We start from the raw sequence: 24,857 nt of genomic DNA, 5'->3' as shown, positions 1-24,857 counted from the left end.
TACCAACAATTAGACCAGTCGTCTACCTTGGGTTTTGAGCAAGCCCTCCGACGAAATCTTGATAATCGCAGTTCGTGAGCCAGCCATCACTTCATTTGATGCGCAGCATTATGTCGGTCCGATGATCGCCGCCGCGTTAGGAAGAAAGATCTACGATACTCGCCGGAGGGGAGCAAATTGCAGCTCTTCTCGAGTCGAGCTGATTTTGCTACAGCATTGCTTAGGCTGGGAACGAGTTTTGACATCCATCGTAAACCAAGCGGCCCGCCAGAGTTTTGGACAACGAGCTGTACGCGTCAAATTTGACGAAAAACATCGCGCTGCCCGTACTATGGCTTGAGCCGGAACGGCTGCTGGGCGGATTATCCGGATCTGTGGGCTAGAACGGTGGGTAATTGCACGGGCTTGCCCAGCCATTTGCATTCGACCTGACCAAGCATTTGCATCGGATTTCACCATCACGTTGCGTGACCATGACCGGCAGAGAGCGACCATGGCTCTGTGAGAATGCCTGCGATTGTCTATTCTTCAACCCAATAACTGCATGACAAAATCGTTGTAGCCCTAATGATTCTGCTTTGACTAGAGGGGCTAAATCGAATCGTTTTCATGGCACTTAGAATGCTTCTTAGCTGATTGCCTCGGAGCACAGCATGGGTGAGTCGACCCACTGCTGCCGGTTGCGACAGACAGCAATGGGCAAATCCGTCTCGCGCTGCGTCGGCAGCCACCTCGGCACGACTTTGAGGTGGGCATACGGATCATGGCCATTCATGCGCGCTTAGATATCCAGGCAAATTTTGCCGAAATGCTGGTTGGTCTCCTGATACTTGAACGCTTCGACAATCTCGCTCATAGGGAAATGACGATCAATAATCGGGCGCATACCGTTAACGTTGATGGCTCGGACCATATCTTGCTGCTGGCTGCGGCTGCCTACCAACACACCCTGCAGGCGCACTTGCTTGATCAATGCCGGTACAAAATTCATTGCACCGCTTACGCCACTCAGTATCCCGATGACGGAGATGTGACCAGCAACCCGAATTGCAATCATCGATTGCTCAAGCGTCGCAGGGCCGCCGACTTCTATGATGTGATCAACACCGCGGCCCCCCGTTAGAGCGCGTGCAGTTTCGCCCCAGTTAAGATCTTTGCGATAATTGATCACATGATCAGCGCCTAGTGCTTTCAGACGTTCAAGTTTTTCGTCGCTTGAAGAGGTAGCAATGACGGTAGCGCCGGCCATTTTAGCGAACTGCAGGGCAAAAATTGAAACGCCACCAGTGCCTTGAACGAGCACGGTATCGCCCGGCTTGAGTGAGTCATCGGCCATCAGAGCGCGCCATGCAGTAAGGCCGGCAGTGGTGAGCGTCGACGCTTCAGCGTGGCTGTATCCGGTCGGCGCGAGGGTGAACGATGTGGCTTGGGCAGTCACTTGCTCACGAGCGTAGCCGTCAATTCCATCACCTGGCACGCTAACAAAGCCTTCAACTAGTGGCGCGCCGCTGATCCACTCCGGGAAGAAGGTACTGACGACCGAGTCACCCACCTTGAATTCAGTGACATCTGGGCCGACAGCAATGACTTCACCTGCACCATCGGCCATGGGGATGCGTTTTTCGCTAGGGCCCCACATACCGCTGACCACCGCGAAGTCGTGGTAGTTAAGCGAGTTGGCGTGCAGGCGCACGGTGATTTCGCCGTGGGCTGCGGCTCGGGCTTCGCTGCTGCCAACCACAACCTTTTCATAGCCGCCACCGGGTTGGACGAAGATTGTTTTGTTGCTCATCGGGGTTTCCTTGTGTTTTCTAATTACGCGAAATAACGAAATGAAAGGTTAAAAATTACAAGTCGATGGTCAGCCTAGCCGCAAAGTCATCAATCGCCTCCTCGTTGCGTCGATAGTAAGTCCATTTTCCGATGCGGGTGGTTAGCACGAAGCCTGCACGTTGCAAGATAGCTAAGTGTGCAGACGCGGTAGAAGGTGAAAGCCCTGCCTTGTGCTGCAAATGGGTTACGCACACCCCTATGGCAGGATCGCCATGATCCTGAGGTGGGAAATTACTGAGTGGGTCTTTGAGCCACTCCATCATTTGCATGCGAGTGTCATTCCCCAGGGCTTTGAGCTGTTCGAGTATCATGGCGGGCAATGTTACGGATTTTTACAAAATGTTCAATAAGTAATCTATTGCCCGGCGCAAGGGTTTGAAGTCAAAAAAAACGCATCCAGTTCAGTTTGCAAAACGACTGAAACGCTATTGGCGAAGGATTGTGAGCCGAGTTAGGTGGCCGATGCATACAGGGCAACTGGAAGGGATAAACAATCGAATTAAAGTCATCAAGCGCATGGCGTATGGCTACCGGGACAGCGAGTTCTTTTTCATGAAGATCAAGAGCGTCTTTCCCGGTAATCCGTAAAGAACCAAAAAAAAAGCCCGGCCAACAGAAGCTGGCCAGGCGCTTTAATAGTTGAGTAAATGAGTGTTGCTAGGCTCTGTACGTAAAGTATTGTCGCAAGCACCGCATAGCGCAGGCCAATGAGACCATCGCCGCAAAACTTGTTGCGAGCTTGTCGAAGCGCGTCACGATGCGACGGTTCTCCTTCAGCCAGCCAAACATGCGTTCGATGATGTTGCGCTGCCGATATTTGGGGCGATCAAAAAGTCGAGGCAATCCTGGCTTGGTTTTGCGCTTCATGCTTCGCAACGGAATGACTGGCTGCATGCGATAACGATCACAATACTGGCGCAGCGCTTCAGCGTCGTAACCCTTGTCAGCCAGCAACCAGCGGCAACGCTTGCGTGGGCGACCGCGCAGGCTGGGTATGCAAGCCTGATCGAGTAGCGGTTGGGCATAGGCTATATCGCTGGCTTGTCCGCCTGACAACAGGAAACGCAGAGGCACACCATTGGCGTCGCACAGCATGTGAATCTTGGTCGTCAGGCCACCCCGGCTGCGCCCGAGCGCGTGGTCTTGCGGTTCTTCAAATCCCCTTTTTTCCCGGCACCTGATGAGGCCCGGGTTGCTCGTACGGCAGTGGAGTCGATCATCCATGTTTCCAAGTCAATCAAACCCTGCTCATTCAATCGGATATGAAGACGCTTGAGCATCTGATCAAAAGCTCCGCAATCACGCCATCCCCGGAACCGTTGATAGATCGTTGACCAAGGGCCGAATCGTTCGGGCATGTCTCGCCAGGCTGCGCCAGAGCAAAGCACCCAGAGAATACCGTTTAGCATCAGGCGATCATCGGCCCGAGGGCGCCCGGTGCGCTGATTTTTGGTGAAGATATCTGCAACCAGATCCCAGGCTGCGTCGGGGAGTTCATACCGCTTTGCCATCTTGGCCTCCTGGCTTTAATGGCGGTGTATTTTACAGAAAATCGTATTTCTTGGGTTTACGTACAGAGCCTAGGCCGCGAGTTCCAGCACAGCGCTGCAGGGCGCGTTGTTTGATGACAGCGCCATGGCCCAACCAGAGTGAGTACATTTGATACTCAGGCTCTTGGCGAGCCAGCGGGAATAGGCGTTACTTTTTCCAGAGTGTGTACCCTGGGTTCAAACCAATTACATCCTGCTTTGAGTTATAGCAAAACTCCATGGAGCAGTTACTGGTATCAGAAGCCATCGGTACGTAAACCGGTAGTCGATCACGGTTGACCATGTCACTACCACCGTCTATGGTTAGATCGCAGCTATTGCCTTGCGGATCGCACCATATGTCATAGGTGCCGGTAGCTGTAGCCGTTGCTTTAACTGTGGAGGTCGCAGGTGCTCCTACGACGTTGCCTGCTGGAGCGCCTCCGAATAGAGGCCCCGTACCATTTTTGTATGCCCAATCTTTGCCGTCACCGCCCGGATAAATATAAAAATCTTTGAACGCCACATATTTGACATCGCGACCCGTTATCGATTTTCCTCGATAGTTTCGATCGTTATCAATGCACTTTTCTAAAATGCGTATACAAGTAATGATTTCAAAAGAGGGCTCTTGTTGCATGGTGACTTTGCCATAGGCATCTTTATATTGGACGACAATGTCGTCAGGTCGGGTAGTGTCGGTGCATACGTTGTTGTTCGGGCCAGTGCAACTTATAGAGTCGGGAGTTGAATATTGGCTATATAGATCAACAGCGTATGCAGAGGACGTCATCAAAGTAAGCGCAAATATTTTGTACACGATTTTCATGTGATTCCCTTTTCAGATTTAAAACGCATAGAAAAAACAAAAGCAAGATGCATGTATCCCTGCTTTTTCTGGAAAGCCGTAACCACCGTTGACGATCCGTAGGGTGTGTACTCGTTGAGCCACTTGGTGACGAGAGGGACGAGCTAGCCCTGCGAGATGGCAATCACGTGGTTAGTTGCTTGCATTCGATCCAATCAAAAAATTGTGTAAGGGTTTTTTCGAATTTTAGCTGTATATGCTCAATCGAGTATAGTGCTTTTGCGCTTCCGAAGGCTTCATCGTTGCTTTTGCGAGCAACAGAAATGAACTCAAAGCAAGCCTTCGGGATGGCAGTGAAAATCCTGAGGAGCAGACATGGTATTGCCCAAGAGCAGCTTGCTCCGAGCCAGAGCTACGTCAGCGATGTTGAACGAGGCTTGAAAAGCCCTTCCGTAGAAAAATTAATTGAGCTTTCTGCCCATCTTGGAGTTCATCCCGCAACTGTGCTTATCAAAAGCCAGTTGCTCCAGGATCCGGAAATGTCCAAGGAAATGCTCCTGTCACAAATATCCCAGGAATTGGAAGGTTAGGATAAGCGTGCAGCTGGTTGCCCGCCGCTTTATGCCACCAATAGAAGTGCGGATTTGAGGGCTTTCTGCTTGAGCGCTGCTCCTTGGCCGAACCAAGCGGAGTCGACCCGATACTCACTGCTCTTGGACCGTCGCTCGTGATCCGTATACTTGGTTACAGCATTGAGTAATCCCCAGGCGGTACCTTGAGCTGATTCTAATGTCGATCCTCGTCCTGACCTTCATGTAGGCTCTGCACCTTGCGTAGCGCCCGTTCATTGGGAAGGACTGGCGGTAGCGTGTTGGCGCTGATTGAAAACTGACCCACCCTGCCGATTGAAAATTGACCCAGGGCGGATTGCTGATTTTTGTCCCAGCAATTGTGGATAAGCTTAGCAGTAGTGTCTTGATTGAAGACGCATCGGGCCCCACCGCATGCAGGCATGCGGAAGGGTGTTTACGGTGCAGATCAAAACGGCTCATCGTCCTCGATACCATCTTCGTCCTTGCGCTTTCGTTCACGCGATTTGATCTTTGTCTGGGCGGCCAAGGTGCTGTGTTGCAGGCGGTAGGACTCGTTGCCCGTTTCGACGATGTGGCAGTGGTGTGTCAGCCGATCCAGTAACGCTGTGGTCATCTTGGCGTCACCAAACACACTCGACCATTCCGAGAAGCTGAGGTTGGTGGTGATGACCACGCTGGTGTGTTCGTACAGCTTGGAAAGCAGGTGAAATAACAGCGCGCCACCACTCTGGCTGAAGGGCAAATACCCAAGCTCATCGAGTATCACTAGGTCTGTCCGAAGCAGTCCCTGGGCGATTCTGCCTGCCTTACCATCGTACTTTTCACGTTCCAGCAGGTTGACGAGATCGACCGTGGAGAAGAACCGTACTCGTTTGTTATGAGTGGTGATTCCGGACACGGCCAAGGCACTGGCCAGGTGTGTTTTTCCGGTTCCAGGCCCACCGATGAACACGACATTTTGCGCAGTCTCCGTAAACTCAAGGCTGGATAATTCCTTGACCAGACGGGCATCAGCGCTGGAAGCGCTGAAGTCAAAGCCAGCTAAATCACGGTGCATGGGGAGCTTTGCCATGTTCATCTGATGATTCACAGAGCGCACGGCGCGATCTGCCTGCTCCTGTTGGAGCAGATGCTCAAGCAGCCATTTCGAGGATGCCGTCGAAGCTTCTCCCTGGGCCGCCAGTTCTTCCCAAGCCTGCGCCATGCCATGCAGACGCAGTTCTTTAAGTTCTGCCATCAAGTCACGCATTGCGGCTCTCCTCATCTGTTGTACGGAGTTGGTCATATCGGGCCGTGTTGGCAACGGGAGCCACCTTGAGTTGCAGGCTGGTTTCTACGGAAGGCGGTGGTGCGGTGGAGGTCAGTCGAGCTAGAACATTCAGGATGTGATCGGCGCTCAAGCTTCCCGACTCAAGCACCAGTTCTACCGCTACCAGCACCGGGTCGAGACCGGCGATGGGCACGGCAGCCAGCACCTGCGTCATGATTCGATCACCGTTGCTGTGACGTCTCAGGCCCCGTTTGAGAAGCCGCAACGGATTGGGCAGATCGGCAAACGGTGCGCCATTGCGCAGTGCACCCGGCTTGCGCTCGATGAGTGGGATGTAATGCTGCCAGTCAAAACTGACCTGATCTCGATCAAAGAGACGCTCGTGGCTGGCGATCATCATGTCATCGGCGATGACCACGATCCGGGATGGGTAAAGACGGCTGCTGACCCACTGGCCGACTCGCTCACAAGGCACCGAGTAGCGATTTCGTGCCACGCTGATCAGGCAGGTGCTGGAGACCCTTACGGTGCGCTCGACGTAGCCATCAAAGGCGGTCGGCATCGGCATCATTTCGACCCGCTCCAGCTCCAAAACTTCCGCCACCGTCAGCCCGTTGTACTGCGGATGCAGCAGCTCGCTCCAGAGCGCACGACAGCGTAGGCCGAGCCAGGCATTCAGTTCCTCGAAGGTGCGGAACATGCAGTTTTGAGCGTCAAGCCAAATGCGCCGTCGACTGTCTTGAACGTTCTTCTCGACAATGCCCTTTTCCCAGCCAGAGGCTACGTTGCAGAAATCCGGATCGAACAGGTAGTGCGCGCACATCACGGCAAACCGTGCATTGACCGTGCGGCCCTTGCCTTTATTGACCTTGTCGACAGCCGTTTTCATGTTGTCGTAGATGCCGCGACGCGGCACCCCACCTAACGCGTCAAACGAGCGGGTATGGGCATCGAACAACATCTCGTGGCCTTGGCTGGGATACGCAACCAACCAAAATGCGCGACTGGCGCAGAGCTTCATGTGGGAAACCTGGATGCGTCGAAACAGGCCACCGATCAGCAGACCTTCTTCGCTCCAGTCAAACTGGAAGGCCTCTCCAAGTGCAAACGTCAGCGGTACAAAAGCGCGTAAAGACTTGCCTTGCTCACCTCGCCACGAACGCACAAACGCTGTGAGCTGGCTGTAGCCGCCGTCATAACCCTCGGTCTTGATCTGCTCGAAAAGTGCTTTGGCGCTCCTGCGGTTGTGCTTTGCCCGGAACGAATCGGCCTTCAGCGCCTGTTCCAGCGTCTCGTGGAATGGGCTGAGTTTGTTGAAGGTTGCGCTGCGCTGGTACGCCGGCTGAGTTGCTTCGGGCGCTCTGACCCATTTTCGGATGGTGTTTCTCGACAGCCCGGTACGCTTGGCTATCTGATGCAGCGAGAGCTTGTCGCGGAAGTACATCCGCCGGATTTTTCCCAACATTTCCATGCTGATCACCCTGTGTTCTCCTGCTCGAAAAGTGAGCAGAAGCAGTTGAACACCTGGGTCAGTTTTCAGTCGGCAGAACAGCCTTTACTGGGTCAGTTTTCGGTCAGCGGCAACATGCTCAAGCTTGGCTCGTGTCTGAGCTTTGCAGTACTCAATCTTGCGCTTGGCTTTGTAAAGCACACTGCGTTTATTCAACTTGGAATAGGTGCTGCGGCGCGCCGCGATTTGCCAGATCACCTCACGACTTTCATGTTCTTCACGCTTCTCGATACCGGTGTATCCAGCGTCCGCGTACACCGCATTTTCTTCGCCATGCAACAGCTCGGCCACCGTGTAAGCAGCCAGATCCCATCGGAAGTCGTATTTGGCCTTTGGATCATCGGCGATTCAGTTTACTGGGCGCGTGGCGATTCCTCGCCCGTCGTTCACCAGTCGGCTGATAGGTGAGTTGTGGTCATCAGATGAGCGAGGCCAGGCAAGTCAAAAGTTATGAGGCGGAGGGGCCGACAATGAGGCGTCCCGAGCGATTCCTCGTCCTCGAATCAAGCGGGGGCGCTCACCGAGCCTGGGTATCTCTTGCGCAAGACGCAACGCGACGTTGCGTCCTGACCATATTCTCTCAAGATGCAGTGCCGCCTATGTTGTTGACCTGGAAAACATCAATGCGCGTGACTTTTTTCTGAAGAGTCACCGCTGTCGAACCTCAGGAGTCTATGGCATGGGCGTTTCTACAAGAGATACAGCAGCGACGATACAAAAAGCGTCGATGACAAAGGGTCTCGTGCTTCTGTTTGCTTTTTGTTGCGGTGCCATCGTGGCCAACATCTATTACGCTCAACCGATTATCAGCTTGATCGCCCCGGATATCGGCATGTCGAGTGGAAGCGCGAGTTTCATCGTTTCGCTGACTCAGATTGGTTATGCGCTCGGATTGTTTTTCCTGGTGCCCTTGGCGGATCTGGTAGAAAACCGTCGGCTGATGATCGCGACAATTGTGATTACGATCTTCAGCCTGGTAGCCGCCGGTTTGTCCAAGCAGCCGAGTGTATTTCTAGTGGTGTCGGCACTCATCGGTTTCAGCTCAGTCTCCGTGCAGATGCTTATCCCGTTGGCGGCACATCTGACACCGGAAGAATCTCGCGGTCGGGTAGTTGGCGGGATTATGGGTGGCTTGCTGCTAGGGATTCTGCTTGCGCGGCCGCTGTCGAGTCTGGTTGCCGATCATTTGGGCTGGCGGGCGGTGTTTATCGGGGCCGCCGCCTTGATGCTCGTTATCTCCATCGTGATTGGCATGACCATGCCTAAATGGCAACCGACCCATCGCGCGTCGTATGGTCAATTGCTGATGTCCCTGGGACAACTGTTCTGTCGCGAGCCCGTGCTGCGTCAGCGCGCGCTTTATCAAGGGCTGATGTTTGCGGCGTTCAGTTTGTTCTGGACCGCTGTGCCGTTGATATTGAGTCGTGAGTTCGGCCTCACGCAAAGTCAGATTGCGATTTTCTCTCTGGTCGGCGCCATCGGTGCAATTGCCGCACCTATCAGTGGTCGACTCGCTGATGCAGGACATACTCGACGAGCGTCGCAGTTGGCCATGGTGCTGGGTATATTGAGTTTCCTACCGGCCTTCATCAATCCCTTCTACGGTGTGATTGGGTTAGCGGTCACCGGTGTAGCGCTGGATTTTGCAGTGCAAATGAACATGGTGTTGGGTCAGCGAGCCGTCTACGCCTTGGGCATTGCTAACAGAGGCCGTCTGAATGCGTTGTACATGATCAGTATCTTTATCGGTGGTGCAATCGGTTCTTCGGTGGCCAGTTCGCTTTATGAACATGCCGGCTGGTTGGCGATTGCTGCGGTGGGAAGCGGATTGTCACTGGTCGCTTTGGTCGTCTTCTCGGTGGTTTCTCGTCGGACCCGAACTGGCGCAATGCTCAAGATGAACAACGGATGAGTCAAGGAGTGTCATGGACAAGCTGCTCGCATTGAAGATGTTCGTCCAGGCTGTGGATTCGAAGGGCTTTTCTTCTGCCGCTCGACAGTTAGGCCTGGCGACGTCTTCTGTGACTCGGATGATCGATGGGCTTGAGGCGGAACTAGGCGCTGTCCTGCTTAATCGATCCACGCGTCAAATCTCATTATCAGATGCCGGGGCCGCCTACTACTTGAAAGCGCGGGAGGTGCTGAATGCTGTCGCCGAGGCGGATGCCTCGGTCACTGACCGCGGGGAACTCCCTGCGGGCCATCTTCGTATTTCCGTGCCCGTAGCGCTGGGGCGCCGTCTGATTGCGCCGCATATTGCCTCGCTGTTGAAGCGATACCCTCAACTTGTGTTGGACATGACGCTCTCCGATGACATCGTCGAACTACTGGGGGAACGCGTTGATCTGGCGATCCGATTGGGATCGGCAGCAGCCATGGATGGTGTCGTCAGTCGTCCCGTCGGTCATTTCAGACGCCGGGTTGTGGCCAGTGCCGAGTACCTGAATGCACATGGTTTTCCTGAACATCCCATGGACCTCATGCAACACGAGTGTCTGCGTTTTAGTTACGGCCCAAAGCAGCAGGTGTGGACTTTCTTAAAGGAAGGTGAGGAGACTCGGGTACCGATTGAGGGGCGCTTCAAAAGCAACAATGCGGAAGTTTTACGTGAGGTTGCGCTGGCGGGTGGCGGGGTGGCTCTGTTACCTGACTGGCTCGTCAACGACGATATTGGCAGCGGTGATTTGACGTCATTGTTCGAGTCCTTTGTTATCAATCCGAACGATGCCAGTTCGGCCATTTCTGCGTTGTATCTTCCCAATCATCGTGGCTCCAAACGCGTCAATGCGTTTATCGATTTCATCAGCGAATTGCTCGGGCCTGAAGGCTTGGCCGAGCGCTGATCGTCTCATTGCTGTTTTCGCATGTTTGATCCACCACGTAACGAACCTCTTTCGCCGTGTGGCACGGCAGATCCCGGAGATTTGAATGAGCACTGCGACATTGCATTACGTCTACGACCCGTTCTGTGGCTGGTGCTATGGGGCGGCGCCGATGATCACGGCGGCCACCGCTATTCCTGGCCTGGAAATTCAGGCCCATGGCGTGGGCATGCTTTCGGGGGACAAAAGCAAGTTGATGTCGGGTGAGTGGCGCGATTTTGTTCGTCCTCACGAAGCCCGGATTACGGCATTCAGCAAACAGACCTTCGCGGACGCCTATGTTCAAGGCGTACTGGAACATGAAAATGTCCAGTTGGACTCTTCACCACCGATTGCAGCGATGTTGACCGCTCAACAGCTGTCCGGACGTGGCATCGAAATGCTCAAACGCCTGCAAATTGCCTACTACCAAGAAGGTCAGGCCATTGCTGACCGAGGGGTAATCGCCGGCATTGCCAATGAGCTTGGGTTTGAACCCGAATCGTTTATGGCAACTTTTGATTTGATCACTGCAGACTCATTGCAAGACCACATCGAGCACAGCAACGAGATGCTTGAAGCTCTGAATGCGCGCGGCTTTCCGGCATTTGCGCTGGAGATCGACGGCCAAATGGAAGTGTTGGCCATGGGGCATTATTTAAGCCGACCTGCGTTGTTCAAGAAGGATATTGAAAGTCGTCTGGCCAAATAGGTGTGGTTCATAGCCAGTGCATTCTTTTGTTTTGTATGATGCCTTAATGAAGCTCCAGCGAGGCGTTATGCAAGACTCAAAAGATAGAGACGAGAACGAGTCGGGAAAATCAGCGAAATCAACAGACCCCGTCAAATCGACGACTCGACGCCTTTCGCCTGAGGTCAGGGAAAAGCAAATCGTGCAGAAAGCTATCGAGCATTTTGCGACGTGCGGATTCTCGGGCAGTACCCGTGAGCTGGCGCGACAACTGGATATTACCCAACCGTTACTCTATCGATATTTCCCCAGCAAAGAGGCACTGATAGACCGCGTGTACGACGAGGTATATCAATGGGATTCCTCGTGGGAGGCGATGATCAAGGATCGCTCCGAACCCCTTCAGTCTCGCCTGGTTCATTTCTACACCTCATACGCTCGTGTGATTCTGCGGCGAGAGTGGATTCGTATCTTCGTATTCGCCGGGCTGACACGTGAAGGTATCAATGATCGGTATCTGGCTAAATTGCGTGAGCGGGTCTTCATCCCTGTCATTGCAGAAATCCGCCAGACTCATGGATTGGCGCCATCCTCAGGTGACACGATCAATGAAAAAGAGCTCGAGCTGATCTGGAGTCTGCATGCCAGCATTTTCTATATCGGTGTTCGCAAATGGATTTACGATCTTCCAGTGACTGAGGACATAGATGCGCTGATCGAGCAAATGGTCGATGCGTTCCTTAACGGCAGTCCCCACGTACTGCAGCAAGTCGATAACGATTTGGGTAAGAAGCCTCGCTTGAATTGATCGTTAACTAGTTGCTGCATGAGCTCCAGGCGCTCAAGAGCGTGCGCCTGGCTACCGATTCAGACGTTTCGCCGGAATCGGGTGGCTTACTTTTGGCTGAAGGGCATAACGTCGACACCGCCCGGATCGGTCATGACCAGGGCATCCTGCCAGCCACGTCGTGCCAGGGGCAGATCGAGCAAGCGCTTGCCGGTGGCATCGTTGATGGCATTGCCCAGTGCTGCGGCCATGGGGCCCTGGACGATTTCTGCGGCACCCAGAAATGGCTGATCCGGCTGATCAATCATATGGACCTCGACCTGTTGCGGTAAATCCGGAAAACGCATGATCGGATAGCCGCTCCAGTCGAAGCTGTGCATGCCGCTGGCGTCATAGAGGATTCGTTCATAGAGCGTCCAACTCGCAGACTGCACGATGCCCCCCTGGATCTGATTGAGCAGCCCGTCGGGGCTGACAATTTGCCCCACGTCGACGGCGGCGACTACGCGATCGATCATCACTTGCCCGGTCTGGCGCTGCACATGCAACTGCACGGCGATCGCGCAGTAACCCATGATGTTTTTGTAGCGGGCAAAGGCGAAGCCGATTCCGCTACCGGGTCCCGTTGCTTTGTGCGGCCAGCGGAACTCAGCGGCCACGCGCTCCACCACCGCCCGTGCTCGCGGATCGCTCAAGTGATTCAGGCGAAATTGCACCGGGTCGATGGTGGCCCTAGCCGCCAGTTCATCGACGGTGCTCTCGATGGCGAAGATGTTGATGTGGGCACCGAGCGAACGCATGGCCGAGGTCCTGAATGGCATGGTCAGCACAAAGTTCATGTCGACCTTCAGGTTGGGTATCTCATACAACGGAACGGCATTACGGTCGCCGTCACCTTCGGGCTGAGCAATCGGCACCGAAGGGGCGGGGGTGAAGGGATTGGCCAACAGCCACGCCGGCAACAGGCGCCCGGCATTGACGATACGTTCGTTGTGTGGGGTGCTCCAGAGTTCGTATTTCCAGTCACGAAGACGCCCACTGTCGTCCAGTCCCGCTTCCACCTCGGCAAGCATGGCCGAGCTGTAGGGCTCCCAGAGGTTTTCCTGTTCGCGCATCCATTGCACCCGAATCGGCTTGCCGGGAATGGCCATGGCAATCAGCGCTGCATCGGCGGCGGCGTCATCGGCGCCATTGTGGCCATAGCAACCGGAACCTTCAGCGTGGATGCAACGCACCTGAGCCACTGGCAGGCCGACCATCTCGGCGATACCCGCGCGCAGAGGGTAGACACCTTGGGTATGGGTCCAGACGGTCAATGTTCCATCCTTGAACCAGGCCACTGCGCAGGAGGGCCCGATGGAGCCGTGCATCAGGTATTGCTTGGTCACCCGGGCCTTGTAAGCACGCGGCAGCGGTTGCGGGAGGTCACCCTTGGCGCTCACCGGATAGCGCCGCGCCGGTAATTCGGTGAGGAGTTGATGGATGTGTGTCGAGTCAGGCAGCGGGTTACCTTCTGTCCAGCGGGCCTTGGCGTAGCCTTCGCGCATCGCTTTGACCGCCAGCCATTCATCGGTGGCGACCACGGCGAGGTAGCTGCCATTGCGGACCAGTTTCACCTCGCCGGGAAGTTGCCTGAGGGCGGCCTCGTCAATCTCCAGAAGCTGACTGCCGCGCCGGGGCGGGCGTATCACCCGGGCGTGCAGCATATCGGGCAGCCGCATGTCCTGCACATAGGCCGCACCGCCGCTGACTTTGGCCGGGATGTCCAGCCGAGGCAACGATTTGCCGATCAGGGTGAAGCTTCCAGCGGGCTTGAAGGGCGAGTTGGCCGACGCAAAGCGATGCAGTTGAACCCCCACCACTGCCTGTGCGTAGGTCATGCTGCGGCCTTGTGTATCGTAGATCACCGCATCCCGCGTGGTCAGGCTGTCGATGCTGCGCTGCCATTGCCGTGCTGCGGACTCGAGTAACAACTGCCGCACCTGGGCCGCGGCGTTGAACAGTGCAGTGCCGCTGTCGACGATCGTATGGCTGCCGGCGGTGTAACCTTCATTGGGTGTCAGTGCGGTGTCGGCAGTGAGAAAACGGATGAGCCCAGGTGACACTTCAAGGCGTTCGGCGGCGATCTGCAGGAGCGCAGTTTTAACCCCCGTGCCCAGCTCCACTTTGCCGGTGTAGACGGTGATGCCATCTTTCGCATCAATGCGGATCCAGGCGTCCAGATAGGGCGTGGCCCGCAGGCTGCCGGGCAGATCAGGCGCCAGGATTGTCGTACCCAAGGTGTCCACCTCGGTGTCAGCGAAGGCACGGGGAATACCTGGAAGCATCGCGAACCCCATCACCAAAGCCCCGTTTATCACGAAGGCGCGGCGGCTCAGATTGACGTTTTGCGTGGGGGTTTTCATACCTTGCCTCCCTGCGCGACAACCGACTTGATCGCGGCGAAGATCCGCACATGGGTGCCGCAGCGGCACAAGTTGGGTGCCATGTGGCGGCGGATCGTTTCATCGTCCGGATGAGGGTTGGCCTCCAGCAGCGCCTGCGCCCTCACGATCATTCCCGCGATGCAATAACCACACTGGGCGGCCTGTTCATCGATAAAGGCTTTCTGCAACGGCCCCGGTTGGTCGACGCTGCCCAGGCTCTCGACGGTGCGTACCGATTTGCCCGCCAGCGCGCCGCACGGCGTCAGGCAGGAAAACACCGGCTTGTCGTTGACTAACACGGTACACGCGCCGCACTGACCCAGGCCGCAGCCGTATTTGGCGCCATTGAGCCCCACCTGGTTGCGCAAGGCATATAGCAGGGGCATGTCGTCCGCGATGTCCAGTTCGTGAGTCTTGCCGTTGATGTCAAGTGTGATCACGGTTGCTGCTCCTGAGCCCGAATACTTTTGATTGTCTTGTCGAGATCCGTCCAGGGTCGGTTTGCACAGCTTTCATTGCGCAAGTACTCGGCAAGTGCGGCCACATGGGTGTCGTCCAGGTTGTGGGCGAAGGCAGGCATGTAGTGGCTGGAAGCGGCGCTGGACATCGGGATGCCCTGCAGGATGGTCTGGATCAAATTGCGTGGCGAGTCCGCCCTCACCGCCGAGGTGTTCGCCAGTGCCGGCCGCGATTCAATGACGCGCATCGGCGCCGCGCGGCCATGGCAACTCGCGCAGGCCCCCTCGAACAACGCGGCGCCCCGCAGCGCCGTGGCGCTGGGCTTGACCCCAGAGGTGCAGGGCGGCGATGGGGCATCCGATGAAGTTTTCTTGAGGTCAAGAATGTACTGCGCGATGGCATGCGCGTCTTCCGCCGGCAATTGCGCGATGCTCAGGCTGACCGGCAACATCGGGCCCGCCGCTGCGCCATGTCCTTCGGCGACCTCGCCCGTCAGATAGGCGACCAACTGGGTTTCATTCCAGGGGTGTTGTGCCTCGGTCATTCCGCGCAGGGCAGGAGCTGTCCAGCCGTCGACGACGCCACCGTTGAACAGTTCGCTGCCTTTCTCCCCACCAATCAGATTCAGGGGCGAATGGCACGACGAACAGTGCCCCGCGCCCTCGACCAGATAACGTCCGCGGTTCCATTGTGCTGATCGGTTGGGAAGTGGTTCCAGCGGATCCCCATGCAGGAACAGTAAGTTCCAGAAAGACACCAGCGGACGGAAGTTCATGGGGAAGACCATATGATTTTCCGGTGCGGTGTATTTGATCGGGTCCACGCTCATCAGGAAAGCATAGGCGTCGGCAATATCGGCATCGCTCAGCTTCCGGTAATGCACGTAGGGGAAGGCCGGATAGAGAAAGTGGCCGTCACGCGCGATGCCTTCACGCATGGCCCGTTCAAAGGCGTCCAGCGACCACTGACCGATACCGGACTGCGGGTCCGGGGTGATGTTGGTGGTGAAGAGGGTTCCGAAGGGCGTTACCAGCGGTAAACCGCCGGCCATGTAGGCGCCCCCTGGCCGTGTGTGACAGACCGCACAGTCGCCCGCTTCGACCACGCGGCGGCCTCTGTCCAGCGTCTCGCGATCAGCATTCAGGTGTTGGCTGACAGTGGCAATTTCCGGCCTCCACATCATCCAGAACGCAAAGCCTAACCCCGCGACGCCGATTGCCAGAACGGCACCGATGATCGTCTTGCGCTTCATCGCCTTACCTCTCGAGCTGAATTAACGACAGATTTTTCAATCCGCCGCGTGCGATGGGCGGCGATTTTCCATGTCGTGAGCTTAGAGAGGGCGCTTGTGATGGAGTACCCCATCAAGGCGCAACGCTACATTGCGCCAGGCGCAACGGCGGCAGAATTAACAACCGTTAACTCGCGCAGGGTGCGCCGATGTCCAAAGATAGGCGCTCAAGGAGCGTAATGACGGAAGGGGTTTCATGGACAAGCTGCTCGCACTGAAAATATTCATCCAGTCAGTAGATTCCAAGGGCTTTTCGTCTGCCGCCAGGCAACTCAATCTGGCGACCTCTTCAGTCACCAGAATGATCGACAGGCTTGAGGATGACCTGGGTGCCGTGCTGCTGAATCGCTCTACCCGGCAAGTCACGTTGACCGATGCCGGTAGTGTGTACTACCTGAAAAGCCGGGATATTCTGAGCGCCATGGCTGACGCCGACGAGTCAGTTTCGGACCGCGGTGAAGTGCCCGCGGGACAGTTGCGCATCTCCGTGCCCGTGGCGTTTGGACAGCGTCTTATTGCCCCTCATATCGGCGCGCTTTTAGCGCGCTATCCCCTGCTCGTACTGGATATGACGCTATCGGACGACATCGTCGATCTGCTCGGCGAACGCATCGATCTATCGATCCGGCTGGGGTCGCCAGCGGCGATGGAAACGGTGGTCAGCCGCTGCATCGGCAACTTTCGCCGCCGTGTAGTCGCCAGCGCCGAGTACCTGAACGCTCGAGGATTTCCCGACCGGCCCATGGACCTCATGCAGCACGAGTGCATGTGCTTCAACTATGGCGCGCCACAGCAGTTCTGGACATTTACAGAGCAGGGCCAAGAGCTGCGCGTGCCCGTCGAAGGGCAATTCAAGAGCAACAATGCCGAGGTCCTGCGCGAAGTGGTGCTGGCCGGGTGCGGGGTGGCGCTGTTACCCGATTGGTTGGTCAATGATGACGTCGACAGTGGTCGACTCACTTCCTTGTTTGAAGCTTTTTTCGTCAATCCGAACAGCGCCAGTTCAGCGATCTCGGCCTTGTACCTGCCCAATCATCGCGGCTCGAAACGTATCAATGCGTTCATTGATTTCCTCACCGAATTGCTCAAGTCGCAAACACAGCCGACGACGTGATCGGTGCATCGTTGCGTTTTGCGAAAAGCAACGTTGTGCAGCAGGTGGATTCTCTGTCGGCGCTCCGGCACCTACCTTGGGGAGGTGAAACATTCAACCACGGAGACCGTCATGAGTTTGCATTCATCCAAAATTCAGGTGACTTACGACTTCATCTGCCCATGGTGCTGGATCGGTGAGGAAAATCTTGAACGCGCGCTGGCCGCTTCGGGTTTTTCAACGGACCGCCCAATCAGTTTCCTGCCTTATCAGTTGAACCCGGACATGCCGGTTCGAGGCATGGATCGCAAAGCCTATCGCTCTGGCAAGTTCGGCAGCTGGGCGCGTAGTCAGGCTATGGACGCACAGGTCACCCACGCCGGTAAGGCCGTCGGCCTTGAGTTCGATTATGAGCGAGTCGAAAAAACCCCCAACACCCTGGCCGCGCATCGGTTGGTATGGCGCGAGCAACAGGCGGGTCGAGATGCTTCCTTGCTGGTCAAGGCCATTTTCAAGGCGTACTTCAGCGAAGGGCGGGATATCGGCGACCTCACTGTGCTGGCCGACATCGCTGCCGAAACCGGGCTGGACCGAGAGGTCATTGTCGACTTTCTCAAGGCGGATGAAGGCACGGCTGAAGTCTTGAAGCTCGAAGCCCAAACCAAGGCGTCCGGTGTGCGCTCGGTGCCGAGTATCCAGATCGCAGATGACGTGATCAGTGGCGCGCAGCCCATCGAAATAATGATCCAGATACTGAAGCGAAGCCAAGCCGCCTAAGGCGGTTTTTCAATCCCAATCCATTCAGGACATCATCATGACTCATCACTTGTTCAGCCCTCTCAAACTCGGCCAATTCACCCTCGATCACCGCGTCGCCATGGCGCCTCTGACTCGCTCGCGAGCGGGGCAACCTGGCAACGTACCGACATCGATGAACGTTGAGTACTACCGTCAGCGTGCCAGTGCTGCATTGATCATTACCGAGGCTACACAGATTTCGCAGCAGGGCCAGGGTTACGCCTGGACGCCCGGCATCCATAGCGACGAGCAGATTCAGGGCTGGAAGGCTGTCAGCGAGGCCGTACACGCAGAAGGCGGGCGCATTTTCCTGCAGCTCTGGCATGTGGGGCGAGTGTCGCACCCGGTGTTCCAGCCTAACGGCGGCTTGCCGGTGGCACCGACCGCGCAGCCAGTGCCCGGCAAGACCTTCATCCTGAATGAAGAGGGCGAGGGCGTATGGGGTGATGTACCTGTCCCTCAGGCGCTGGACATTCCTGGGATCGAAGCGATCGTTTCCGACTTCCGCAGGGCCGCTCGCAACGCGATTCTGGCCGGTATGGATGGTGTGGAAATTCACGCGGGCAACGGCTACCTGCTCGACCAATTCATCAACAGCGCCAGCAATCAGCGAAGTGATCGCTACGGGGGAAGTATCGAAAACCGTGCGCGGTTGCTGCTTGAAGTCGTGGAAGCCGTGACCGCGGAAGTAGGTGCCGAACGCGTTGCTGTCCGCCTGACACCGATGGGACGTTTCATGGGAATGGGCGATGACACCCCGGAACAAACCTTTGGCTACATCGCATCCCGGCTCAATCACTGGCATCTCGCTTACCTGCACCTGGTAGAACCGATGATGGTCGGCACAGTGCTCGATGAGAGTAACGATCCACGCTGGGACGCGATCATCAAGCAACTGCGTACTGACTTCCACGGCGTTCTGATGTTGGCGGGTGGCTATTCCGGCGAAACGGCCGAACAGGCCATTGCGCAGGGCCGTGCAGACCTCATTGCGTTTGGTCGCCCGTTCATTGCCAACCCCGACTTACCGGCTCGCTTGCGTGGTCGCAACGAACTCAACGTGGCTGACGGCAACAGCTTTTTTGGCGGCGACGCCAAGGGGTACATCGACTATCCGGTGTTGGCATAACGCAACGGTAAACCGCAGCTGCGGGAATCACCCTGCAACGAGGAGAAAGGTAATGAAGAGTTCAGGCGTTCCAAAGGCCTTGGTCATTGGTGGTTCCCTGGGCGGGCTGTTCGCCGCCACGGCGTTACGCGCGATTGGTTGGCAGGTCGATATTTACGAGCGATCCCCTGCGGCGATGGATAGTCGTGGCGGCGGCATCGTTCTGCAAGCGGACGTCCTGCACCATTTTCGTTATGCGGGCATTCATCCGGCAGGTGCGCTCGGCGTCCGCTCCCATGATCGTCTCTATCTGGATCGAGAGGGTAGCGTCGTGCATAAAGAGCCGATGCCGCAAACCCAGACGTCCTGGAACACACTGTACAGCTCATTATTTTCTGCATTTGCTGCTGAGCATTATCACCGTGGCAAGACGTTGGTGGATCTGACTCAGAATGAACACCGGGTGACTGCGATTTTTGCCGACGGCAGCACTGCCGAGGCAGACCTGCTGATTGGCGCTGATGGCTCGGGTTCAACCGTGCGAAGCGTGGTGTTGCCTGGAACAGTACCCAGCTATTCGGGGTATGTGGTGTGGCGCGGGCTGGTCGATGAAGAGCAACTTCCAGACTTCGCCAAAATGCAGCTTTACGAGGACTTTGTTTTTCAACAAGACCCTGAATCGCTGATGCTGGAATACATGGTGCCGAGCGTGAATGGCTCCGTTAATCCGGGCGAGCGTCGGTTCAATTGGCTGTGGTATCTGAAAGCTGCGCAAGGGGCGGAACTGGACGCTGTGCTCACTGACAGCGATGGCCGTCGGCGTAGCCACTCCATTCCACCCGGAGCCTTGGCCACCGGGCAGGATGCTTACATACGGGGAATGGGGGAGCGGCAGGCGAACCCGGCTTTTCGGGAACTGATTCGCCAGACCCAAGATATTTTTGTGCAAGCGATCCTTGATCTCAAAGTTCCTCAGATGGTGTTTGGCCGTGTGCTGTTGACTGGCGATGCCGCTTTTGTGCCGCGTCCTCATACCGCCGGAAGCACGGCCAAGGCAGCCCGCAATGCACTGGCCCTGGCGCAAACAATCGACGACATCGGCGACCTCGATAAAGCCCTGCTTGCCTGGCAGCACCAACAACTTGCAGAAGGCATGCGTATGGCGGATTGGGGGGTGAGTATGGGCAATCGGATTATGGGGATCGCCCAAGCCTGATGGAGCGGCTCACATCGGACTTATTGGCGAGAGCCTTGCGTTGGCGGGATGAAAGCGGGCTGTGATCGTTGGGCTGTTGCAGTCTTTCTAGACTGAATATAAAAAGAGGAGATTAGCTTCAGATCGAAGCGGTCTCCTCTTTTTCAGCACCTGTAAACTTTGAAGTTTTAACCATTCTGGCAAGCGCCACCGAGTATTTTGTATTGCAGGTCGTGCGTTATACCCTTGTGATCCACATACACCATGTGCGCGTCCACTGGGCCACAAGCGTTGTTTGTGTCCTCGGCTGTAGTGATGTCGATGACCTTGGCGATATCCAGGTGTTCGGAATAATTGTACCGCTCAGGTTCAGGGGCAGAGGCATTGTTGTTGGCGCCATCATGGGCTGAAGCGTATACGCTAAACATCATCAGTGAGGCGAGCATTGCATATTTCATCAGGGTGTCTTCCAGTAAGAGTGAGAGAGGGGACAAGATCTCTTTGTTTGCTTCTGGAGCTGATTATGCTGTCGCCAGGTTGTTTGTAGAAATGCTCAGGCGGGATACTGATTATTACCGAAAATGATGTTTATCCATGTTTGTCTACAGATGGGCCAATATAATTTAATGGGTGTAGTGCTTGCTGTCGGCAATGCGGGTCGGTTGGTTTTTTATAGTCTTTTGACTGATTTATTTAAAGCCGTATGGGCCCATGGTTATGATTGATCAGTATTTGTTTATTCGGTTCGATCATCTTGGCTGGGGTCCCGAGCGAACGGCAGAGACGATCTGGTGAAGTCTTGAACGGTTCGCAAAAAAAGGCCGGTCAGGCCGGCCAAAGGGAAATCGAGAGTTTCGCCAACGCTATGCGGGGAGTTTCAGGATTCTGGCCGCGTTGGCGCCGAGTACTGCCGCTTTCTCGCGCGGACCCAAGCCTACGCTTTCGACAAAACGCACCGGCTGTTCATAGCCCATGTCGAAGCAGTAGTCGCTGCCCAGGACCAGATGGTCGATACCGACGTTGGCGATCAAATAGTCCAGCACCGGCCCGGAGTGCGACACGGTGTCGTAGCTGAATCGCGTCAAGTAGCTGCTCGGCTTCTGGGCCAGGCGTCGTGTCTCAGGACGTGCGGTCCATCCGGCATCGAGACGTCCCACGAGTATTGGCAAAGCCCCACCGGCGTGAGGCAATGACACATGCAGTTGAGGGTATTGATCCAATACTCCGCCGAGGATCAGGTGTGACGCCGCGATAGCTGTATCGAACGGGTTGCCCAGCAAGTTGCTCAAGTAGTAGTTGCTCAGACGGTTGCCGCCGACCGTTTGTTGCGGGTGCAGGAATACTGGGAGTCCGAGCTGTTCTATACGGGCAAAGACGGGCGCGAAGCGCGGATTGTCCAGGTCCAGGCCGTTGATGTTTGTGCCCATGTACCCCCCACGAACCCCAGGCAATTCGGCGGCGCGTTCCAGCTCGGCGATGGCATCGTCAGCCTCTAGCATCGGCAACGTGGCCAGCACCACAAAACGTTGTGAGTGTTGGCGATGGACCATCGACGCAGCATCGTTCCTGACACGTGCCAGGCGGGCATTGAGTTGTCGATCTGCCCAGTACAGCATTGGCACGCTAAGGGACAGCGCCTGTACGTCGACGCCGGAATGGTCCATATCGAGCAAACGCGCCTGCACGTCGATGAATTTCAACGGCAATGGCCCCAATCCTCCGGCCGGGGTGGCGAAGCTGAAAGTAGTCTCCTGGCGGGTATAGCTTGCACCGAACGTTTTGCCCTCACTTCCCAGGAGGTGTAAGAACTCTTCAGGGTAGTAATGTGCATGGATGTCCACCGATCGCACCGGGACATCGGCACCTTTCTTGATCGGTGCCGCCGAGGCGGGTGATAAACGGTTCAGAGCGACCGGTTCCCGCCGTGGCATGTACCCGCTCCGAAACGTCGCTCTATTAATCGATCGATCATTTGATTAATTTTGATTATCATCCGATCAATAGGGAGATCGCAAGCCTCCTTAATCAATCAGGCCATTGAGCACAGCCATGCAAGACTCCCATTGCCTGGTCATGCACAGTCGCTACCTTTACCTTTCGATCTCGGAATCCGTGCATGGACAAGTTGCTGGCGCTGAAAATGTTTGTCGAAACGGTGCGCTGTGGGGGTTACTCATCTGCGGCGCGTAAGCTCGGTATCTCCACATCGTCTGTGACACGGCAGGTCGCGGGGCTGGAAAGTGAGTTGGGCGCCAGCCTGCTCAACCGCACCACGCGCAATACGAGCGTCACGGTGGCGGGGCAGCACTATTTCGATAAAGTCGTGGCGATCCTTGAGGCCATCGATGGCGCGGATGCCGTCGTTGCCGACCGTGGCAGCGAAGCTCAGGGGCGTTTGCGGGTCAGTGTCCCGGTGGAATTCGGCCGGCGAATCATCGCCCCGCACTTGGGGCGGTTGCTTGAACGCCATCCCGGTCTGGAAATCAGTCTCTCGCTGAGCGACGAGGTCAGTGACCTGCTCAGCGAACAAATCGATGTGTCAGTACGTCTTGGTTCATCGGTTGTCAGTGATGACATCGTCAGCAAGCGGCTGGGCTATTTCCAGCGTTGGGTGGTGGCGAGTCCCGAATACCTGACACGAACCGGACTGCCGCGACACCCTCGCGACTTGCTCGAGCACCCGTGCTTGCGTTTCGATTACCACACGGGCCACCACGACTGGACATTCCTGGGCGATGAGGACGTCATCCGCGTGAATGTGCAGGGACGGCTGCAAAGCAACAATGCCGACATTCTGCGCGAGGCTGCCTTGGCCGGTGGCGGGGTGACGCTATTGGCCGATTGGCTGGTACGTGAGGACGTCAGTGCAGGTCGGCTGACGCGGGTGCTGGAGCAATATGAAGTCAACCCAGGCAGTGCAAGCACCTGCATCAATGCGCTGTATCTGCCCAACCACCGTGGTTCCAGCCGCATCAGTGTATTCATCGCGTTTCTTCAGGAAATACTCGCGCCCTAAGCACGTCCTGCGCATCAGGCAAGATCGCGTTGCGCGTCGCTTTTGATCGAATTGACTGCCAGCCAGTACCCGCGCGGCGTGCGAATACCCTCTTCCTCACCCGCAGGCCCACAACGTGTCCGGTTAGATCGGACACGATCCTGGGTAAAGGCAATGGAGCGATTTCGATGAACACACAAGAGAATGTCCAGACGGTGAAGTTTTTTTTGCAGCCATGGGCCGCGGTGATAAGCCAGGGTAACTAAAAATCACGAGGGCACAATTTCCGAGCATTGTTGTGCTGGCTTCTTGTTCCTGAACGGTTGTTGCCAAGCGAGCTGTGCTTTGACTTCCGCCACGGCATCGAGGACTTTCTGTGCCCAGCGCTCATCCTCCGGATGCACGACAACAACGCGAAAACCGTGATCACGCCCTTCAGTCCGCACGCCTTCGGAATCGTCGACATGTAAGTCGATATCGAATGCCGGCGGAAATTTCGAGGGCGCGTTCGACAGGCCATGCACCGTCAGGGCACGGTTATGCAGCATGCTGTTGACCACACCGTCGACGCGGATGCCGTACAGCAATAGCCAACGCCTGATGTAGGACGGAGTGCGACCGGACGAGGTGTAGACCCAGATACTGCAGCCCTGGCGACGTAACTCTTGGGTCAGGGAGCGTGTGCCGATACGCAGTGGTTCACCCAGCCAACGATGCACACAGGCCGGCAGCCGGCTTGGCTCGACTGCGCAGTGGTGGAGTTGGCAGGCCAGGGTGTCATCGATATCGAACGAAATGCGTATGCGCTGACGCCTGAATACGTGCATCGGGACGGCGCGCCGCATGGCGTGCCATACCCGGCTGCCGGAAGCTCGGCATTTAGCGAGCGTGGGATACCGGCTCATCGATGACCCTCCTGGTAAAGGGGCGAGGCCTTGTCGTTGAGAAGAAATTTCATTGAATCAGATGCCTGATCTTCCAGGAAGGCTGCATACTTTTTCTTGATCTTGGGCAATTCATACAACGCCTTGACGCCATGCTTGGCGGAGTTGCGTATGACCGATGACGGGTTGAAGTAGCCCTCGGCGTTTTTCAGCGTCAGCACGAATGGAGGCAAACCTGCGCGCATGAGCAAATAGCTGACGATGAGCGACCCACTGCGGTTATTGCCTTCAATAAACAACTGCGGCTTGCTGAGGATTCGCACGTAGACACCGGCTGCACGTTTCCAGACGGATTCGCTGCGATACGCACAGTACCAATTGAACAAGTCTTTTATCCCCCCCTCGACGTTGTTGAAGAAGTGTTCCTCGGTCGCCGCCAGATGTTGAGCGTATTCCCGTCGGCGTACCGGGTCCCGGCCACAGAGCACGGTGGCGTTGATCTCCAGCATCAGGTTCAGTTGCTGAAGGTCGAACAGGTCTACGCCGCTTGCGACATAGCTGTCAATCAACGCATAACCTTCAAGTACATTGTGCAGCACTTCGTCAGTCAAGGGGTCGCGCGGCTCGGTAAAGTGCCTGCTGAGCTCGGAAAAGCGGCTCTGCACCTCGCGTAGCGCGCGTTCGATTGCAGGTAAATCAAGACGACGGGGTGCAGGCATTGGCAAT

Annotated in this window: 23 protein-coding genes and 3 pseudogenes; 11 read left to right on the top strand and 15 right to left on the bottom strand. The window is 56.1% G+C overall.

Going from position 1 to position 24,857, the window contains the following annotated elements:
- Positions 1 to 781 precede the first annotated feature (781 nt).
- Complete coding sequence (locus MOQ67_RS21235) at positions 782 to 1,792, bottom strand: zinc-dependent alcohol dehydrogenase family protein (protein ID WP_032902015.1); 1,011 nt, start codon at positions 1,790 to 1,792, stop codon at positions 782 to 784.
- 55 nt (positions 1,793 to 1,847) lie between these two features.
- On the bottom strand, positions 1,848 to 2,144 hold the full coding sequence (locus tag MOQ67_RS21230) for an ArsR/SmtB family transcription factor (protein WP_032902014.1): 297 nt from the start codon (positions 2,142 to 2,144) through the stop codon (positions 1,848 to 1,850).
- 94 nt (positions 2,145 to 2,238) lie between these two features.
- On the opposite strand from MOQ67_RS21230, the pseudogene MOQ67_RS21225 reads away from it, so the two are divergent.
- A pseudogene (locus MOQ67_RS21225) lies at positions 2,239 to 2,421 on the top strand (transposase); the annotation flags it as partial.
- A gap of 69 nt (positions 2,422 to 2,490) precedes the next feature.
- Here the strand turns inward: MOQ67_RS21225 and MOQ67_RS21220 are convergent.
- Both MOQ67_RS21220 and MOQ67_RS21215 read right to left on the bottom strand, forming a co-directional pair.
- A protein-coding gene (locus MOQ67_RS21220; protein ID WP_086005488.1) for an IS5 family transposase occupies positions 2,491 to 3,344 on the bottom strand; the annotation gives its coding sequence in 2 pieces (ribosomal slippage) (positions 2,491 to 3,000 and positions 3,003 to 3,344; 852 coding nt in all).
- A 187-nt stretch (positions 3,345 to 3,531) separates the two neighbouring features.
- A complete protein-coding gene (locus MOQ67_RS21215) occupies positions 3,532 to 4,191 on the bottom strand; it encodes a hypothetical protein (protein WP_155521834.1) in 660 nt (219 codons plus the stop codon).
- Positions 4,192 to 4,493: 302 nt separating this feature from the next.
- On the opposite strand from MOQ67_RS21215, the gene MOQ67_RS21210 reads away from it, so the two are divergent.
- A complete protein-coding gene (locus tag MOQ67_RS21210) occupies positions 4,494 to 4,760 on the top strand; it encodes a helix-turn-helix domain-containing protein (RefSeq protein ID WP_032902013.1) in 267 nt (88 codons plus the stop codon).
- Positions 4,761 to 4,789: 29 nt separating this feature from the next.
- Here the strand turns inward: MOQ67_RS21210 and MOQ67_RS21205 are convergent.
- The 4 genes and pseudogenes from MOQ67_RS21205 to MOQ67_RS21190 form a co-directional block, all read right to left on the bottom strand.
- A pseudogene (locus tag MOQ67_RS21205) lies at positions 4,790 to 5,037 on the bottom strand (DUF932 domain-containing protein); the annotation flags it as partial.
- Between the two features lie 171 nt (positions 5,038 to 5,208).
- Positions 5,209 to 6,012: an IS21-like element helper ATPase IstB gene (gene istB / locus MOQ67_RS21200; RefSeq protein ID WP_130209155.1), complete on the bottom strand. Its 804-nt coding sequence runs from the start codon at positions 6,010 to 6,012 to the stop codon at positions 5,209 to 5,211.
- The gene (gene istA, locus MOQ67_RS21195; RefSeq protein WP_448675953.1) at positions 6,005 to 7,504 is read right to left on the bottom strand and encodes an IS21 family transposase; all 1,500 of its coding nucleotides are present in this window, start codon (positions 7,502 to 7,504) and stop codon (positions 6,005 to 6,007) included. Before istA ends, istB begins: the two co-directional genes overlap by 8 nt.
- Before the next feature lie 114 nt (positions 7,505 to 7,618).
- A pseudogene (locus MOQ67_RS21190) lies at positions 7,619 to 7,834 on the bottom strand (transposase); the annotation flags it as partial.
- Between the two features lie 388 nt (positions 7,835 to 8,222).
- Between MOQ67_RS21190 and MOQ67_RS21185 the strand changes: the two are divergent.
- The 4 genes from MOQ67_RS21185 (at position 8,223) to MOQ67_RS21170 (ending at position 11,903) form a co-directional block, all read left to right on the top strand.
- The gene (locus MOQ67_RS21185; RefSeq protein WP_057005734.1) at positions 8,223 to 9,455 is read left to right on the top strand and encodes an MFS transporter; all 1,233 of its coding nucleotides are present in this window, start codon (positions 8,223 to 8,225) and stop codon (positions 9,453 to 9,455) included.
- Positions 9,456 to 9,468: 13 nt separating this feature from the next.
- Positions 9,469 to 10,386 carry a LysR family transcriptional regulator gene (locus tag MOQ67_RS21180; protein ID WP_017847603.1) on the top strand — a complete coding sequence of 306 codons (918 nt, stop codon included), beginning with the start codon at positions 9,469 to 9,471 and terminating at the stop codon, positions 10,384 to 10,386.
- A gap of 85 nt (positions 10,387 to 10,471) precedes the next feature.
- Complete coding sequence (locus tag MOQ67_RS21175) at positions 10,472 to 11,116, top strand: DsbA family protein (RefSeq protein WP_104902782.1); 645 nt, start codon at positions 10,472 to 10,474, stop codon at positions 11,114 to 11,116.
- Between the two features lie 67 nt (positions 11,117 to 11,183).
- The gene (locus MOQ67_RS21170; RefSeq protein WP_126586333.1) at positions 11,184 to 11,903 is read left to right on the top strand and encodes a TetR/AcrR family transcriptional regulator; all 720 of its coding nucleotides are present in this window, start codon (positions 11,184 to 11,186) and stop codon (positions 11,901 to 11,903) included.
- Between the two features lie 86 nt (positions 11,904 to 11,989).
- On the opposite strand, the gene MOQ67_RS21165 is transcribed toward MOQ67_RS21170, so the two are convergent.
- Genes MOQ67_RS21165 through MOQ67_RS21155 form a run of 3 tightly spaced genes read right to left on the bottom strand, consistent with a single transcriptional unit; the run spans position 11,990 to position 16,019 of the window.
- Positions 11,990 to 14,287 (bottom strand): xanthine dehydrogenase family protein molybdopterin-binding subunit, encoded by a 2,298-nt coding sequence (locus tag MOQ67_RS21165; protein WP_198718065.1) that lies wholly within the window; start codon positions 14,285 to 14,287, stop codon positions 11,990 to 11,992.
- Positions 14,284 to 14,748: a (2Fe-2S)-binding protein gene (locus MOQ67_RS21160; RefSeq protein WP_017847599.1), complete on the bottom strand. Its 465-nt coding sequence runs from the start codon at positions 14,746 to 14,748 to the stop codon at positions 14,284 to 14,286. The genes MOQ67_RS21165 and MOQ67_RS21160 overlap by 4 nt, the downstream gene beginning before the upstream one ends.
- A complete protein-coding gene (locus MOQ67_RS21155) occupies positions 14,745 to 16,019 on the bottom strand; it encodes a c-type cytochrome (protein WP_198718064.1) in 1,275 nt (424 codons plus the stop codon). Before MOQ67_RS21155 ends, MOQ67_RS21160 begins: the two co-directional genes overlap by 4 nt.
- A gap of 235 nt (positions 16,020 to 16,254) precedes the next feature.
- Here MOQ67_RS21155 and MOQ67_RS21150 point away from each other — a divergent pair, with 235 nt between their 5' ends.
- The 4 genes from MOQ67_RS21150 (at position 16,255) to MOQ67_RS21135 (ending at position 20,273) form a co-directional block, all read left to right on the top strand.
- Positions 16,255 to 17,172: a LysR family transcriptional regulator gene (locus tag MOQ67_RS21150; protein WP_198718063.1), complete on the top strand. Its 918-nt coding sequence runs from the start codon at positions 16,255 to 16,257 to the stop codon at positions 17,170 to 17,172.
- Positions 17,173 to 17,283: 111 nt separating this feature from the next.
- Positions 17,284 to 17,928, top strand: coding sequence for a DsbA family oxidoreductase (locus MOQ67_RS21145; protein WP_057005726.1), 645 nt, complete (start codon positions 17,284 to 17,286; stop codon positions 17,926 to 17,928).
- Positions 17,929 to 17,965: 37 nt separating this feature from the next.
- A complete protein-coding gene (locus MOQ67_RS21140) occupies positions 17,966 to 19,078 on the top strand; it encodes an alkene reductase (RefSeq protein ID WP_198718062.1) in 1,113 nt (370 codons plus the stop codon).
- A 52-nt stretch (positions 19,079 to 19,130) separates the two neighbouring features.
- A complete protein-coding gene (locus MOQ67_RS21135; RefSeq protein WP_046486601.1) occupies positions 19,131 to 20,273 on the top strand; it encodes an FAD binding domain-containing protein in 1,143 nt (380 codons plus the stop codon).
- Between the two features lie 167 nt (positions 20,274 to 20,440).
- Here the strand turns inward: MOQ67_RS21135 and MOQ67_RS21130 are convergent, their stop codons facing one another.
- Both MOQ67_RS21130 and MOQ67_RS21125 read right to left on the bottom strand, forming a co-directional pair.
- A complete protein-coding gene (locus MOQ67_RS21130; RefSeq protein ID WP_017847593.1) occupies positions 20,441 to 20,710 on the bottom strand; it encodes a DUF2790 domain-containing protein in 270 nt (89 codons plus the stop codon).
- Between the two features lie 405 nt (positions 20,711 to 21,115).
- On the bottom strand, positions 21,116 to 22,093 hold the full coding sequence (locus MOQ67_RS21125) for an amidohydrolase family protein (protein WP_307847660.1): 978 nt from the start codon (positions 22,091 to 22,093) through the stop codon (positions 21,116 to 21,118).
- Positions 22,094 to 22,368: 275 nt separating this feature from the next.
- Between MOQ67_RS21125 and MOQ67_RS21120 the strand changes: the two genes are divergently transcribed.
- Positions 22,369 to 23,268: a LysR family transcriptional regulator gene (locus MOQ67_RS21120; RefSeq protein WP_046382743.1), complete on the top strand. Its 900-nt coding sequence runs from the start codon at positions 22,369 to 22,371 to the stop codon at positions 23,266 to 23,268.
- A gap of 248 nt (positions 23,269 to 23,516) precedes the next feature.
- On the opposite strand, the gene MOQ67_RS21115 is transcribed toward MOQ67_RS21120, so the two are convergent.
- Both MOQ67_RS21115 and MOQ67_RS21110 read right to left on the bottom strand, forming a co-directional pair.
- Complete coding sequence (locus tag MOQ67_RS21115; protein WP_169885755.1) at positions 23,517 to 24,152, bottom strand: hypothetical protein; 636 nt, start codon at positions 24,150 to 24,152, stop codon at positions 23,517 to 23,519.
- Entirely contained in the window at positions 24,149 to 24,850 is a 702-nt protein-coding gene (locus MOQ67_RS21110) for a hypothetical protein (RefSeq protein WP_017847589.1), read from the bottom strand. The genes MOQ67_RS21115 and MOQ67_RS21110 overlap by 4 nt, the downstream gene beginning before the upstream one ends.
- Between the last annotated feature and the right edge of the window lie 7 nt (positions 24,851 to 24,857).

The sequence above is a fragment of the Pseudomonas sp. LY-1 genome (genome assembly GCF_053502595.1).
Note: the sequence above shows the minus strand (reverse complement) of the source record. Positions and strands in the feature narration are given on the sequence as shown.

What these genes read in the sequence shown, in the direction of transcription:
- MOQ67_RS21235 (WP_032902015.1), bottom strand. Translation starts at nt 1,792, where the DNA reads ATGAGCAACAAAACAATCTTCGTCCAACCCGGTGGCGGCTATGAAAAG.
- MOQ67_RS21230 (WP_032902014.1), bottom strand. Translation starts at nt 2,144, where the DNA reads ATGATACTCGAACAGCTCAAAGCCCTGGGGAATGACACTCGCATGCAA.
- MOQ67_RS21215 (WP_155521834.1), bottom strand. Translation starts at nt 4,191, where the DNA reads ATGAAAATCGTGTACAAAATATTTGCGCTTACTTTGATGACGTCCTCT.
- MOQ67_RS21210 (WP_032902013.1), top strand. Translation starts at nt 4,494, where the DNA reads ATGAACTCAAAGCAAGCCTTCGGGATGGCAGTGAAAATCCTGAGGAGC.
- istB (WP_130209155.1), bottom strand. Translation starts at nt 6,012, where the DNA reads ATGCGTGACTTGATGGCAGAACTTAAAGAACTGCGTCTGCATGGCATG.
- istA (WP_448675953.1), bottom strand. Translation starts at nt 7,504, where the DNA reads ATGGAAATGTTGGGAAAAATCCGGCGGATGTACTTCCGCGACAAGCTC.
- MOQ67_RS21185 (WP_057005734.1), top strand. Translation starts at nt 8,223, where the DNA reads ATGGGCGTTTCTACAAGAGATACAGCAGCGACGATACAAAAAGCGTCG.
- MOQ67_RS21180 (WP_017847603.1), top strand. Translation starts at nt 9,469, where the DNA reads ATGGACAAGCTGCTCGCATTGAAGATGTTCGTCCAGGCTGTGGATTCG.
- MOQ67_RS21175 (WP_104902782.1), top strand. Translation starts at nt 10,472, where the DNA reads ATGAGCACTGCGACATTGCATTACGTCTACGACCCGTTCTGTGGCTGG.
- MOQ67_RS21170 (WP_126586333.1), top strand. Translation starts at nt 11,184, where the DNA reads ATGCAAGACTCAAAAGATAGAGACGAGAACGAGTCGGGAAAATCAGCG.
- MOQ67_RS21165 (WP_198718065.1), bottom strand. Translation starts at nt 14,287, where the DNA reads ATGAAAACCCCCACGCAAAACGTCAATCTGAGCCGCCGCGCCTTCGTG.
- MOQ67_RS21155 (WP_198718064.1), bottom strand. Translation starts at nt 16,019, where the DNA reads ATGAAGCGCAAGACGATCATCGGTGCCGTTCTGGCAATCGGCGTCGCG.
- MOQ67_RS21150 (WP_198718063.1), top strand. Translation starts at nt 16,255, where the DNA reads ATGGACAAGCTGCTCGCACTGAAAATATTCATCCAGTCAGTAGATTCC.
- MOQ67_RS21145 (WP_057005726.1), top strand. Translation starts at nt 17,284, where the DNA reads ATGAGTTTGCATTCATCCAAAATTCAGGTGACTTACGACTTCATCTGC.
- MOQ67_RS21140 (WP_198718062.1), top strand. Translation starts at nt 17,966, where the DNA reads ATGACTCATCACTTGTTCAGCCCTCTCAAACTCGGCCAATTCACCCTC.
- MOQ67_RS21135 (WP_046486601.1), top strand. Translation starts at nt 19,131, where the DNA reads ATGAAGAGTTCAGGCGTTCCAAAGGCCTTGGTCATTGGTGGTTCCCTG.
- MOQ67_RS21130 (WP_017847593.1), bottom strand. Translation starts at nt 20,710, where the DNA reads ATGAAATATGCAATGCTCGCCTCACTGATGATGTTTAGCGTATACGCT.
- MOQ67_RS21120 (WP_046382743.1), top strand. Translation starts at nt 22,369, where the DNA reads ATGGACAAGTTGCTGGCGCTGAAAATGTTTGTCGAAACGGTGCGCTGT.
- MOQ67_RS21115 (WP_169885755.1), bottom strand. Translation starts at nt 24,152, where the DNA reads ATGAGCCGGTATCCCACGCTCGCTAAATGCCGAGCTTCCGGCAGCCGG.
- MOQ67_RS21110 (WP_017847589.1), bottom strand. Translation starts at nt 24,850, where the DNA reads ATGCCTGCACCCCGTCGTCTTGATTTACCTGCAATCGAACGCGCGCTA.